Origin of the sequence: Micromonospora sp. CA-248260, from assembly GCF_050942205.1 — a bacterium.
GTDB lineage: Bacteria > Actinomycetota > Actinomycetes > Mycobacteriales > Micromonosporaceae > Micromonospora > Micromonospora antibiotica.
In genome coordinates this window covers 5,657,076-5,670,000 of the sequence record NZ_CP192021.1, presented here as the reverse complement: position 1 = coordinate 5,670,000, position 12,925 = coordinate 5,657,076, and the positions used below count along the sequence as shown (strand labels likewise).

General features: G+C 71.4%; 9 protein-coding genes and 2 rRNA genes (1 of these 11 running past the window's edge). 7 read left to right on the top strand and 4 right to left on the bottom strand.

From position 1 onward, the window contains the following. Both ACQP2H_RS24380 and rrf read left to right on the top strand, forming a co-directional pair. Positions 1-971 (top strand): 23S ribosomal RNA (locus ACQP2H_RS24380) (it extends 2,139 nt beyond the left edge of the window). A 95-nt stretch (positions 972-1,066) separates the two neighbouring features. Beyond that, a 5S ribosomal RNA gene (gene rrf / locus ACQP2H_RS24375) occupies positions 1,067-1,183 on the top strand. Between the two features lie 177 nt (positions 1,184-1,360). On the opposite strand, the gene ACQP2H_RS24370 is transcribed toward rrf, so the two are convergent. Then, positions 1,361-2,044, bottom strand: a complete 684-nt coding sequence (locus tag ACQP2H_RS24370; protein WP_219464328.1) for a hypothetical protein — start codon at positions 2,042-2,044, stop codon at positions 1,361-1,363. A gap of 70 nt (positions 2,045-2,114) precedes the next feature. Here ACQP2H_RS24370 and ACQP2H_RS24365 point away from each other — a divergent pair, with 70 nt between their 5' ends. The 3 genes from ACQP2H_RS24365 (at position 2,115) to ACQP2H_RS24355 (ending at position 6,594) form a co-directional block, all read left to right on the top strand. Then, the gene (locus ACQP2H_RS24365; protein ID WP_357535738.1) at positions 2,115-4,733 is read left to right on the top strand and encodes a valine--tRNA ligase; all 2,619 of its coding nucleotides are present in this window, start codon (positions 2,115-2,117) and stop codon (positions 4,731-4,733) included. Between the two features lie 92 nt (positions 4,734-4,825). Further along, positions 4,826-6,097, top strand: coding sequence for a bifunctional folylpolyglutamate synthase/dihydrofolate synthase (locus tag ACQP2H_RS24360; RefSeq protein ID WP_433233662.1), 1,272 nt, complete (start codon positions 4,826-4,828; stop codon positions 6,095-6,097). Continuing rightward, positions 6,094-6,594 carry a DUF4233 domain-containing protein gene (locus tag ACQP2H_RS24355; protein ID WP_219464325.1) on the top strand — a complete coding sequence of 167 codons (501 nt, stop codon included), beginning with the start codon at positions 6,094-6,096 and terminating at the stop codon, positions 6,592-6,594. Before ACQP2H_RS24360 ends, ACQP2H_RS24355 begins: the two co-directional genes overlap by 4 nt. A 6-nt stretch (positions 6,595-6,600) precedes the next feature. Here ACQP2H_RS24355 and ACQP2H_RS24350 read toward each other — a convergent pair whose 3' ends face one another. Beyond that, positions 6,601-7,968: a VOC family protein gene (locus ACQP2H_RS24350; protein WP_433229024.1), complete on the bottom strand. Its 1,368-nt coding sequence runs from the start codon at positions 7,966-7,968 to the stop codon at positions 6,601-6,603. A 141-nt stretch (positions 7,969-8,109) separates the two neighbouring features. Here ACQP2H_RS24350 and ndk point away from each other — a divergent pair, with 141 nt between their 5' ends. Further along, positions 8,110-8,535, top strand: a complete 426-nt coding sequence (gene ndk / locus ACQP2H_RS24345) for a nucleoside-diphosphate kinase (protein ID WP_208570945.1) — start codon at positions 8,110-8,112, stop codon at positions 8,533-8,535. A 111-nt stretch (positions 8,536-8,646) separates the two neighbouring features. Here ndk and ACQP2H_RS24340 read toward each other — a convergent pair whose 3' ends face one another. Beyond that, a complete protein-coding gene (locus tag ACQP2H_RS24340; RefSeq protein ID WP_433229021.1) occupies positions 8,647-11,109 on the bottom strand; it encodes a glycogen debranching N-terminal domain-containing protein in 2,463 nt (820 codons plus the stop codon). Positions 11,110-11,230: 121 nt separating this feature from the next. Between ACQP2H_RS24340 and ACQP2H_RS24335 the strand changes: the two genes are divergently transcribed. Next, positions 11,231-12,016, top strand: a complete 786-nt coding sequence (locus ACQP2H_RS24335; protein WP_363823310.1) for an alpha/beta fold hydrolase — start codon at positions 11,231-11,233, stop codon at positions 12,014-12,016. A 101-nt stretch (positions 12,017-12,117) separates the two neighbouring features. Here the strand turns inward: ACQP2H_RS24335 and ACQP2H_RS24330 are convergent, their stop codons facing one another. Next, a complete protein-coding gene (locus tag ACQP2H_RS24330) occupies positions 12,118-12,906 on the bottom strand; it encodes an ABC transporter permease (RefSeq protein WP_219464321.1) in 789 nt (262 codons plus the stop codon). Positions 12,907-12,925 lie beyond the last annotated feature (19 nt).

Genomic DNA, 12,925 nt, shown 5'->3' with positions numbered 1-12,925 from the left:
AGCGAAATTCCTTGTCGGGTAAGTTCCGACCTGCACGAATGGCGTAACGACTTCCCCACTGTCTCAACCACAGGCCCGGCGAAATTGCATTACGAGTAAAGATGCTCGTTACGCGCGGCAGGACGGAAAGACCCCGGGACCTTTACTATAGCTTGACATTGGTATCTGAATGGGCTTGTGTAGGATAGGTGGGAGCCGGTGAAACCTGTACGCCAGTATGGGTGGAGGCAATCTTGAAATACCACTCTGGTTGATTTGGGTATCTAACTTCGGACCGTTATCCGGTTCAGGGACAGTGTCTGGTGGGTAGTTTAACTGGGGCGGTTGCCTCCTAAAGGGTAACGGAGGCGCCCAAAGGTTCCCTCAGCCTGGTTGGCAATCAGGTGTTGAGTGCAAGTACACAAGGGAGCTTGACTGTGAGACTGACAGGTCGAGCAGGGACGAAAGTCGGGACTAGTGATCCGGCACTTGCGAGTGGAAGCGGTGTCGCTCAACGGATAAAAGGTACCCCGGGGATAACAGGCTGATCTTCCCCAAGAGTCCATATCGACGGGATGGTTTGGCACCTCGATGTCGGCTCGTCGCATCCTGGGGCTGTAGCAGGTCCCAAGGGTTGGGCTGTTCGCCCATTAAAGCGGTACGCGAGCTGGGTTTAGAACGTCGTGAGACAGTTCGGTCCCTATCCGCCGTGCGCGTAGGATACTTGAGAAGGGCTGTCCCTAGTACGAGAGGACCGGGACGGACGAACCTCTGGTGTGCCAGTTGTCCCGCCAGGGGCACGGCTGGTTAGCTACGTTCGGAAGGGATAACCGCTGAAAGCATCTAAGCGGGAAGCCTGCTTCAAGATGAGGTATCCCACCCCACTTTGTGGGGGTAAGGCCCCCAGCTAGACGACTGGGTTGATAGGCCGGAAATGTAAGCCCGGTAACGGGTTCAGTTGACCGGTACTAATAGGCCGAGGACTTGATAACAAGGCTGCTACGCGTCCACTGTGCAACTCTGAACAAACACCAAACAACCCCCCACTGTGTGTGGGCGTGTGTGTTGTTTGATATGTTCATAGTGTTACGGCGGTCATGGCGGAGGGGAAACGCCCGGTTACATTCCGAACCCGGAAGCTAAGCCCTCCAGCGCCGATGGTACTGCACTCGGGAGGGTGTGGGAGAGTAGGACACCGCCGGACAATCTTTGGTTGAGGCCGACCCTTCGGGGTCGGCCTCAACTGTTTTCACGCCCCGAACACGCCAAGCCACACCGTCAAACAGCGGGCCTCAGGTATGAGGTGCCGGGCGTTGGGTGTCGCCGTTTACTCGGGGGCTGACATTGCGGTATCCCAACCGGCCGGATACCACTACCTGTGTCAGCCTCGGGTCTGGATGGCGTCGCGGAGCTGGCGGAACAGGCCGGCCGACTCGTCGACCGGGCGATTGGCGAACATGCCCATCGCCACACTGCCGTGGTCCGCCCACCCGCAGATCGCGAAGTCCCCACCGTCGCCACTGGTGCGACCGCACTTCATCACGCCGCCGTACTTTCCAGCGGGCACCTCACGGACGTCGGTGACCCGGCCGGTCTCGTCGGCCATCAGCCGGAAGAGGCTGTCCAGGTCACGTTCCGGCTGCCAGAGCAGGGTGGTGCCGCCGAAGAACAGCACCGCCCGCTTCTCGTCGGCCGGGTCGCGGTAGACCGTACCGATGCTGCGGTCCAGGTCGATGTCGGCGGCGAATCCGCTGCGCAGGTAGTCGGCGGTGCTGCGGGCCCGTTCCGAGTCGTCGCGGGTCAGACCCGCCACCTGGTCGGGGGTGCCGAGACGGGCATCCTTCTCCCGGGCGATCCGCCAGCCGGCGGTGCCCAACGCGGCGGCACCGGCCAGGCCGACGACCAGGGCGACGGTCAGCGCGATCCGCCGGCGGCGGGACACCCGGCCCAGCGCCCGGGGGCTCCGCTCCGGGTCGTCGTTGCTCAACCGGATCGGCTCGTCGGTCAGCTCGACCGGTTCGGGACCCTCGATGAGCTGACGCTCGGTGAGATGTGCGTCGGACATGTTCGCCACCGTACGCGAATGACCGGTGGCGCACGTCGGGTCCGCCGAAGCGCTCCGTAGACTTTCGCAGGTGACCGAGAGACTGGATGCCCGACGCCCCGACGCCCCGACCCTTGCCGGCCAGTACCAGCCCGGCGAGGTAGAGCAGCGACGGTACGAGCAGTGGGTAGCCGCCGGCCACTTCCGGGCGTCGGCGCAGAGCGACAAGCCCCCCTTCACCATCGTCATCCCGCCACCGAACGTCACCGGTGTGCTGCACATGGGCCACGCCCTGGACCACACCGTCCAGGATTCCCTGGTGCGTCGCAAGCGGATGCAGGGGTACGAGGCGCTCTGGCTGCCCGGCATGGACCACGCCGGCATCGCCACCCAGAACGTGGTGGAGCGGCAACTCGCCGGCCAGGGGCTGTCCCGGCACGACCTGGGCCGGGAACAGTTCGTCGAGCGGGTCTGGCAGTGGAAGGCCGAGTCCGGGGGTGCGATCCTCGGCCAGATGCGCCGGCTCGGCGACTCGGTCGACTGGGACCGGGAGCGTTTCACCATGGACGAGGGCCTGTCCCGGGCCGTGCAGACCATGTTCAAGAAGCTCTACGACGACGGGCTGATCTACCGGGCCAACCGGATCATCAACTGGTGCCCGCGCTGCCTGACCGCGCTGTCCGACATCGAGGTGGAGCACACCGACGACGAGGGTGAGCTGGTCTCGATCCGGTACAGCGACGAGGTGGTGGTCGCCACCACCCGGGCCGAGACGATGCTCGGCGACACCGCCGTGGCCGTGCACCCCGACGACGAGCGCTACCGGCACCTGATCGGCACCACGGTGGAGGTGCCGTTGACCGGCCGGCACATCCCGATCGTCGCCGACGAGCACGTCGACCCGGCGTTCGGCACCGGCATGGTCAAGGTGACCCCGGCGCACGACCCCAACGACTTCGAGATCGGCCAGCGGCACGACCTGCCCGCCCTGACGATCATGGGCGAGCGGGGCGTCATCACCGCCCCCGGCCCGTTCCAGGGCCTGGACCGGTACGAGGCCCGCCCGGCGATCGTCGCCGCGCTGCGCGAGCAGGGCCGGGTCGTGGCCGAGAAGCGGCCGTACGTGCACGCGGTGGGACACTGCTCCCGGTGTCGTACCACCGTCGAGCCGAGGCTGTCGTTGCAGTGGTTCGTCAACACCGCCCCGCTGGCCAAGGCGGCCGGCGACGCGGTACGCGACGGGCGGGTGAAGATCGAGCCGGCCGAGCTGGCCAAGCGCTACTTCGCCTGGGTCGACAACATGCACGACTGGTGCATCTCCCGGCAGCTCTGGTGGGGCCACCGCATCCCGGTCTGGTACGGCCCGGCCGGCGAGATCGTCTGCGTCGGCCCCGACGACACGCCCCCCACCGGCGAGGGCTGGCGGCAGGACGAGGACGTCCTGGACACCTGGTTCTCCAGCGGCCTGTGGCCGTTCTCCACCCTCGGCTGGCCGGAGCGCACCCCGGACCTGGCGAAGTTCTACCCGACGAACGTGCTGGTCACCGGCTACGACATCCTCTTCTTCTGGGTCGCCCGGATGATGATGTTCGGCCTGTACGCGATGGACGGCCGGCAGCCGTTCGACACGGTCGCCCTGCACGGCATGGTCCGCGACCAGCACGGCAAGAAGATGTCGAAGTCGTTCGGCAACGTGGTCGACCCGCTGGACTGGGTCGACCGGTACGGCGCCGACGCGACCCGCTTCACCCTGGCCCGGGGGGCGAACCCCGGCGGGGACGTGCCGGTCAGCGAGGAGTGGTGCCAGGGCTCCCGCAACTTCTGCAACAAGCTGTGGAACGCCACCCGGTTCGCGCTGCTCAACGGGGCGCACACCACCGGTGCGCTGCCGGCCGTCGACCAGCTCTCCACCGTCGACCGGTGGATCCTGTCCCGGCTGGCGCACGTCACCGCCGAGGTCGACGAGCAGTTCGAGGCGTACGAGTTCGCGAAGGTGTGCGACCTGCTGTACCACTTCGCCTGGGACGACGTCTGCGACTGGTACGTGGAGTTGGGCAAGCCGGTGCTCGCCGAGGGTGGGCCGGCCGCCGACACCACCCGCCGGGTGCTCGGGCACGTGCTGGACCAGCTGCTGCGGCTGCTGCACCCGGTGATCCCGTTCGTCACCGAGGAGTTGTGGACGGCGCTGACCGGGGGCGAGACGGTCATGACGGCGGCCTGGCCGACCGCCGACCGTACGCTGATGGACGACGCCGCGGAGCGCGAGGTCGGCACCGTCCAGCGGGTGGTGACCGAGATCCGGCGGTTCCGGTCCGACCAAGGGCTGCGGCCGACCCAGCGGGTGGCCGCCCGGCTGGACGGGCTCGGCGGGGCGGGGATCGCCGCGCACGAGCCGCTGATCCGTTCGCTGGCCCGGCTGGACGCCCCGGCCGACGACTTCCAGGCCAGCGCCACCCTCGCCATGCCCGGTGAGGTCAGCGTGGCGCTGGACACCCGGGGGTCGATCGACGTGGCCGCCGAGCGGGCCCGGCTCACCAAGGACCGTGCGGCGGCCGAGAAGGAGGTCGCGCAGGCCCGCGCGAAGCTCGACAACCCGGCGTTCGTCGGGAAGGCCCCCGAGCCGGTGGTCGCGAAGATCCGCGACCGGCTGGCGGTGGCCGAGGCCGACCTGATCCGCATCGACGCCGCTCTGGAGGCGCTTTCCTCGTGACCGACCGCACCGATCAGACCAGCCGGCCCGGGGCCGGGCGCGGCGAGTTCGCCGCCGTCGACGCCGAGCTGGCCGCGCGCGGGTTCACCCGGATGCATTTCGAGCTGGACCGCATCGAGATGCTGCTCGACCTGCTGGGCAGCCCGCAGCGGGCGTACCCGTCGATCCACCTCACCGGGACCAACGGCAAGACGTCCACGGCCCGGATGATCGACTCGTTGCTGCGGGCCTTCGGCCTGCACACCGGCCGCTACACCAGCCCGCACCTGGAGACCGTCCGGGAACGGATCAGCCTGGACGGGGAGCCGGTCGACGAGGAGCGCTTCGTCGCCACGTACCGCGAGGTGAAGCCGCTGGCCGACCTGGTCGACCAGCGGTCGGCCGAGCCGCTCACCTACTTCGACCTGACCACCGCGTTGGCCTTCGCCACGTTCGCCGACGCGCCGGTCGACGTGGCGGTGGTGGAGGTGGGGCTGGGCGGCGCCGAGGACGCCACCAACGTGCTCCAGGCCGGGGTGGCGGTGCTCACCCCGATCGGGCTCGACCACACCGAGTGGCTGGGCGACACGATGGAGGACATCGCCCTGCACAAGGCCGGCATCATCCACTCCGGCGCGACGGTCGTCGCCGCCGCGCAGGAGGAGGAGGCGGCCCGGCCCATCCTGGAACGGTGCGCCGAGGTCGGTGCCACGGTCGCCCGGGAGGGCGCGGAGTTCGGGGTGCTGCGCCGGGCGGTCGCCGTCGGCGGCCAGGTGCTGACCATCCAGGGCCTCGGCGGGGTGTACGACGAGGTGTTCCTCCCGCTGCACGGGGCGCACCAGGCGCAGAACGCGGCGGTGGCGCTGGCCGCCGTCGAGGCGTTCCTCGGGGCCGGGGCGAAGCGGCAGCTGGACATCGAGGCCGTCCGGGAGGGTTTCGCCGCCACCAGCTCCCCGGGCCGGCTGGAGAAGGTGCGCAACGCCCCGACGGTGCTGCTGGACGGGGCGCACAACCCGCACGGGATGGCCGCCACGGTCACCGCGCTGCAGGAGGAGTTCGCGTTCAGCAAGCTGGTCGGGGTGCTCGCCGTGCTCGGCGACAAGGACGCCGCCGGCCTGCTGGAGCTGCTGGAGCCGGTGCTCGACTCGCTCGTCGTCACCCGCAACAGCTCGCCCCGGGCGATGCCGGCCGAGGAGCTGGCCGAGCTGGCCACGGAGGTCTTCGGCCCGGACCGGGTGCAGGTGGCCGACGAGATGCCGGACGCCATCGAGGCGGCCGTCGCCGAGGCCGAGTACGACGTCCCCGGCGAGTTGTCCGGGGTGGGGGTGCTGGTCACCGGTTCGGTGGTGACGGTGGCCGACGCCCGACGGCTGCTCAAGCGATGACCGGGCCGACCCCGGAGGGCCCGGGCCCGGTCAGCCCCGCCGACCGCCCGGACCCGACCCACGCCGCCCCGTCCGGGGGCGCCGGACCGTCGAAGGACGCCGGACCGACCGGGAGCGCCGGGCCAGCGCAGGAGGCCGGATCGGCGGTGGCGACCGGGCGGCGTTCCGGGCTGCGCAACCCCGAGGCGGCGGTACGGGGCCTCGGGGCCGGGACGCTCGGCCTGGAGGCGCTGGTCCTGCTGCTGGCGATCCAGCCGATCCGGGTGGTCGGCGGGCACTTCGGTGGGGCGGCGATCGCGGCCACCGTGGCGCTGGCCGTGGCGGCGGTGCTGCTGGCCGGCCTGATGCGCCGCCGGTGGGCCTGGTCGGCGGGCACCGTGCTCCAGGGGCTGCTGCTGCTCGCCGGCCTGCTGCACTGGTCGCTGTTCGGTCTCGGGGTCATCTTCGCCCTGGTGTGGGCGTACGCGTTGCACGTGCGCCGGGTCATCCTCGGCTGAGCGGGGTCAGGCGTCGGCGCGTTCCCGCCACTGGGTCAGCGCGATGCCGTGCCCGTCCGGGTCGCGGAACGCCGCGGCCCACACCTCCACCCGGGAGCCACGGTTGACCACCCGGGGGGCGTAGGTGAACCGCAGGCCGGAGTCCTTGAGCCGCCGGTAGGCCGCCTCGATGTCGTCGACCTCCAGGTTGACGTGGACCAGCCGGCGGCTCATCGGGGCCGCCCCGGTCACCTCGCGCAGCACCAGGCGGGTCGCCCCGGAGGCGAGCACCGCGTTGCCGGAGCCCCGGTCGAACTCCTCGAAGCCGAGCACGTCACGGTAGAACTCCAACGACCGGGACAGGTCGGTGACCAGCAGGGTCAGCCCGACGCCGCTGATCGGGGCGGCCAGTTCCTCCGGCTCGGCGGGCGCGGCCGTCGGGTCGTATCCGAAGATCGCCTCGTCGAGTTCCGGGTCGAGCCGCCCCTCGGTGGCGGCGGGGGCGCCCAGCGGCACGTCGACCGGGTCGAGGATCGGCTCGTCGAACCGCTCCTCGGCGGGCGGGCGGGGGGCGGGGGCGGCCGTCGCCGTGGCCCGCCGGGGCAGTGGGCCCGTCGTCGACTGTTCGACCACGGTGCCCTCCAGCACCACCGGGCGGCCGGGCCGCTGGTGCACCACCACCGGCTCCCGCTCGTCGGTGAGCACCTCGACGTCGTCGCGCAGCGGCTCGGCCCGGGCCGGCTCCTGGTGGGGCGACGTCGACCTCGGCGGGTCGTCCGGCGACGCGTCGTCGGGCAGGGGGCCGACGGACGGGGGGTCGCGCAGGTCGTCACGGAACTCGTCGCGGAAGTCGTCGTCGGCCGTGCGGCCGGCCCACGGTGGGGCCTCCTGCTGGATCAGCAGGTCGTCGATCGGCTCGGCCCCGGCGTACTCCGGGGGGAGGTCGGCCATGGTCATGGTCGACTCGGTGTGGGTCGGCACCTCGTCCCAGAGGACCCGGATGTGCCGCTGGTCGTCCAGGGCCACCCGGATCGGCAGGGTCTGCCCCAACGACGGCCACTTCGCCACCGGCACCCGGGGCTCGATGATCTTCTTGGACCGGGGCGGCATACCCGGGGCGTCGATCACCAGCTGGAGTTCGCACCGGCCGAAGGCGTACTGGGTCGGTGGTTCGGAGGCGCTGTGCACGTGGCCGACGCCGACCACCCAGGTGCGTCCGCCCCCGCGCACGGTGCCCAGGGCCACGGCGAGCACCACCAGGGCCACGCCCAGCGCGACGATGGCCCAGCTGGTCATGCCCAGCCCGAACAGGACGACGAAGGTGGCCACGGTGCCGAGCACCGCGGCGATCAGCTTGCGTACCGGCGCGATGGTGCGGTTCCCGCCATTCGCCACAGTGGACCTCCCAGGGGTCAGAGCCAGGCTAGGCCCGACGGCGACCGAGGGAAAGAGCAGCCGCCGCGCCGGTACCGCAACCGGGTCGCTAGGCTGACCGTACCCAGCCGAACCGCCTTGTGCGCACAGGAGGAACCCAGCGTGTCCAGCAGCAGCGCGGATGAGCGCACCCTCGTACTGATCAAGCCCGACGCGGTGCGCCGTGGCCTGGTCGGCGAGATCATCTCCCGCTTCGAGCGCAAGGGCCTGCGGATCGACGCGCTGGAGACCCGGACCCTGGACGGCGGATTCGCCGACCAGCACTACGCCGAGCACGTGGACAAGCCGTTCTATCCGCCGCTGAAGACGTTCATGACCAGCGGTCCGCTGGTGTCGCTGGTGCTCTCCGGTGACCAGGTGATCGAGGTGGTCCGCGCGATGATCGGCAGCACCGACGGTCGCAAGGCCGCCGCCGGCACGATCCGGGGTGACCTGTCGCTGTCCAACCGGGAGAACCTCGTGCACGCCTCGGACTCCACCGACAGCGCCAAGCGCGAGATCGCCCTGTGGTTCCCCACCCTCGGCTGATCCTGCGCTGACGGCGGGTCACCCGTAGGGTTGCCCGGCCACCCCCGGCCGGCAGAACGGGCCGTGGGCCGGGGACGGCAGCTCCGGGCGGGCCCACCGCCCCACACCCCGCTAGGGCGTGGGGCGGTCACGGAACGGGCGGCCCCGGCCGAGGGCGTCGGCGTAGCCCCAGCGGCCCCTGATGTCGAGCAGTTCGATCTGGCCCAGCTCCTCCGGCATCGCGGCGTCGACGGCGAGATGGTCCTCGTACGGTTCGAGCCCGAGCAGCGTGCGCAGCAGCAACAGGGGCGCCCCGGCCGAGGGGGCGTACGGGCTGTCGGTGAAGCCGTGCGGGACGGGAACGTGGGTGGTGGCCCGGTCGTAGCCGGTGAGGTAGGCCGGCAGTCGACCCTGGAAGTGCCGGGCGGCGTCGAGCAGCCCGGTGGCGATCCGGGCGGCCTCGGCCCGGAACCCGGCCCGGCGCAGCCCCCAGGCGATCAGCGAGTTCTCCCAGGGCCAGACCGCGCCGGTGTGGTGGCCGAGCGGGTTGTAGTCGGCTGCCGTGCTGGCCAGGGTGCGGATGCCCCAACCGGAGTAGAGCGCCGGGGAGAACAGGTGCGCCACCACCTGCTCGGCTCGGTGGGCCGCGACGATGCCGGTGCAGAGCAGCTGCCCCATGTTGGAGGTGAGCGAGTCCAGCGGGGTGCCGTCGAGTTGCACCGCCACCGCGTAGTGGCCACGCTCGGGTAACCAGAAGTCCCGGTCGAACCGCTCCCGCAGCCGGGCGGCGTCGCGTTCCCGCTGGTCGGCCCAGCCCGGGTCGCCCCAGAAGCGGCGGGCCATCCGGGCGGCCCGGCGGCGGGCCTCGTAGGCGTACCCCTGGATCTCGCAGATCGCCAGGGGGTAGGTGGGTGGGCGGCCGTCGTGGAAGCAGATCGCGTCGGCGGAGTTGCGCCAGCTCTCGTTCTGCGGACCGGTACGGGTCGGGCGTCGGGTGGACCAGACGTAGCCGCTGCCGGGCGGGTCCGCGTCGGAGTCGAGCCAGCCGATGGCGGCCCGGGCCTCGAACTCGAACCGGCGGACCAGTTCCGCGTCGCCGGTCCAGCGTTCGTACTCGTCGAGCAGGATGACGAAGGCGGCGGTGGTGTCGACCGCGCTGAAGCTGGCGGCCTCCGGGGTGTCGTTGAACGCGCCGGAGTCGCCGTACCGGCTCTCCTGGACGATCTTGCCGGGTTGCTCGCCCCGGAACGGGTCCTGCCGCACACCCTGGCTCAGCGCCAGGATGCGCAGCGTGTTGACGGCCCGTTCGGGCATGAAGGGCAGCGCCTGGAAGCTGCTGATCAGGCTCTCCCGGCCGAGTAGCGCCATCGACCATGGCAGCCCGGTGGCGGGCAGCGCGGTCTGGAAGTTCAGCCCCGGGTAGTGCAGCGCGGCGAGGTCCCGGATGCCGTACTCGTACGCCTGCTGCAACGGTTTGTGGTCGGCGCGCAGCCGGGGCACCCCGGCGGTGCGGGCGGCGATGTCCCGGCCCCGCTGGTGTTCGCTGCGCCCCACCGAGCTGGTCAGTCGTTCCCGCAGGTCGCGGCGGTGCAGGTCGCGCAGGAGGGCCAGCACCCGTAGCCGGGTGGACCAGGTGCCGTGCGGCGCGACGGTGATCGTCCAGGTCAGGCCGTGGTCGTCGAGCTCGGCCGGCGTGCTGGAGGTGATCACGGTCTCCCGGTGCAGGCTGCCCCGCCGGTGGTGCAGCCGCAGCGCGTCGTCGGCGATGGTCGCGGTCACCGGCCGGGCCCGGCGGAAGCCGTCGCGGACCTCCAGCACCTCGGTGAAGTCCGCGCCCGCGTCGAGCCGGACGACGTACCGCACCGGTTCCGGTGCGTAGTTGAACAGCACGATCTCCTCTTCGAACTCCGGGCCCACCCAGCGGTGGCGCAGCACGGAGGTGGTGGCGTTGACGTAGTGGGTGGGTTCCCCGGGGACCAGCCCGAACTTGGCCTCGTAGGTGGCGACGTCGTCGACGGAGAGCACCGAGAGGGTCTCCGCGTTGACCGTCAGCCGCCAGGTCGACAGGAACCGGGTGTCGAAGGAGAACAACCCGAGCGGGGTGTTCGGGGCGCTGAGCACGTCACCGTTCCGGGCGCTGATCATGAAGATGTTTCCGGCGAAGACGCTGCTGACCTCGTGCAGCCCGATGAGGCTGGGGGTGGTGTGCCGGACCAGTTCGGCGGCCGGCCCCGTGCCGGTGCTGTCGGCGTCGACCGGCAGCAGCCGCCGGAAGGTGAACAGCAGCGCCAGGTCGCCGGCGACCGAGACGTCACCGCGCAGCAGCATCGCCACCAGGTTGTCCCGGCCGGCCAGCAACCGGGTGAACGCCTCCGGCCGGACCTCCACCGTGCAGTCGGGGTCGTCCCCGTGCCGGGTCACCCGGGTGTGCCCGTCGTCGAGCCGGACGAACCAGGCGGCGGTCCCGCCGTCCTCGGCGACGATCTCGAAGCGGAGCAGCCCGGTGGGGGCGGCGGGCAACCGTCCCCGGCCGTTCGCGGCCAGGTCGGCGAAGAACTCCTCGATCCGCCCGTCCACCGCCCGCTCCCGTCCCACGCCGGCACACCGGCGAAAAGGTCCAGGTGTGCCAAAAGGAACAATACGCCGCGCCGGACGCGGCCGGGCGCGCTTAAGTGGAAGAACGCCACTACGCTGCGCAAACTCCGGGGAGGACTCGATGACGGACAGGCAGACGGCCGCCGGGATGCGGTACCGGACGTACGGGCACGGCGGGCGCGGCACCTTCCTGCTGGTGCACGGCTGGTGCTGCGACCACGACTTCATGGCGCCCCTGGCCCGGCACCTGGCCGACCGGCAGGCCCGGGTGATCGCCGTCGACATGCCCGGCCACGGGGCCAGTCCACCCCCGACCGACGGTTACGGTGTCCCCGAGCTGGCCGGCCACCTGCGGGCCTTCGCCCACGCCCTTGACCTGCGCCGGGTCTTCGTGATCGGGCACAGCCTGGGCGGCGTCTGGTCACTGGTGGCCGCCGCCGGTGACCGGGACCGGTTCACCGGGCTGGGGCTGCTCGACTCGGCGGTGGCCGGGCCACCCGGGGCCGCCGCCGCGATCGCCCAGGTGGCGGCCTCGCTGCGGGACGACACCTCCGGCGCGGTCCGGGAGTCGATCGTCAGGTCGTACTTCCCGGCGTATTCCGACCCGCGTCTGGTGGAGCGGGTGGTGGCGGCCATGGCCCGACCCTCGACCGAGGTCGCGTACGCGCCGATCGCCGGACTGGCCGACTGGATCGCCACCGACGGGGACGTGGCCGCCCTGCACCGGTGGGACCGCCCGCTGCTCTTCGTGGGCAGCAACGCCCCGTTCGCCGACTACGCCCGGCTGGCCCAGCTCGCGCCGCAGGCGTTCATCGGGCAGACGGTGGGCTCCGGACACTTCGTCCAGCTCCAGGTGCCGGCCCAGGTCGACGCGATGCTCGACCGCTACCTGGAGGTCACCGGCTGAGCCGCGGCCCGGCCCGGGCCGGCGGGGGTGGCGGTCGCGCCCGCCCGCCCCGCCGACCGCCCGCGCGGTGGGGCCGGCCCGGTGGGCGGCCGGCCCGGGGCTCAGAGGGTGTCGAGCGAGGCGCGACGACGGGACTCCGCCTCGAACACCCGCAGCAGCCCGGCCGCCAGCACGGCGTAGCCGACCCCGACGGCCAGCTCCGCACCGATCGCCGGCAGGACGTCGACCAGCGGGACGCCGCCGGCCAGCCGTCGGGCCGCGTCGGCGGCATGGGTGATCGGCAGCACCGCGCCGACCGCGCGGATGCCCGCCGGCAGGGCGTCGGCCGGCACGTTCACCCCGGTGAACAGCAGCAGCAACGCCACCGCCACGTTGGAGATCAGGAAGACGTCCCGGAACCGCAACCCCAACGCCCCCAGGGTCAGCCCGAAGAAACCACAGGCCAGCGAGGCCGTCGCCAGGGCCAGCAGCAGGCCGGGCAGGGCGGTGGGCGGGATCCGCAGGCCGAGCAGGAGCGCGGCCACGGTGAGCGTGCTCGCCGCGATCAGCAGGCCGTTGCCGGCGTACGGCAGCACCCGGCCGAGGAAGATGGCGGTGCGGCTGCGCGGGGAGAGCAGCACGTGCCCGAGGGTGCCGAAGCGCCGCTCGTTGGCCACCGCCATGGTGCCGCCGAAGACACAGGCCAGTGCGGCGGTGAGCACCGCGTTGCCGACGATGTAGAACCGGTCGTCGGCGACCCCGAACTCGCGCCCCAGGTAGGCGAAGAAGAAGAGCTGGAACAGCGGGCCTACCAGCAGGGTGCCCACGAAGATCGACGGGGTGGTCCAGTTGAACAGGGCCCGGTAGGCGATCACCCCACCGACGCCGACGAGCCGGAACAGCGCGCTCACCGGGGACCTCCGTCGGCCG

What these genes read in the sequence shown, in the direction of transcription:
- ACQP2H_RS24370 (WP_219464328.1), bottom strand. Translation starts at nt 2,044, where the DNA reads ATGTCCGACGCACATCTCACCGAGCGTCAGCTCATCGAGGGTCCCGAA.
- ACQP2H_RS24360 (WP_433233662.1), top strand. Translation starts at nt 4,826, where the DNA reads ATGCATTTCGAGCTGGACCGCATCGAGATGCTGCTCGACCTGCTGGGC.
- ACQP2H_RS24355 (WP_219464325.1), top strand. Translation starts at nt 6,094, where the DNA reads ATGACCGGGCCGACCCCGGAGGGCCCGGGCCCGGTCAGCCCCGCCGAC.
- ACQP2H_RS24335 (WP_363823310.1), top strand. Translation starts at nt 11,231, where the DNA reads ATGACGGACAGGCAGACGGCCGCCGGGATGCGGTACCGGACGTACGGG.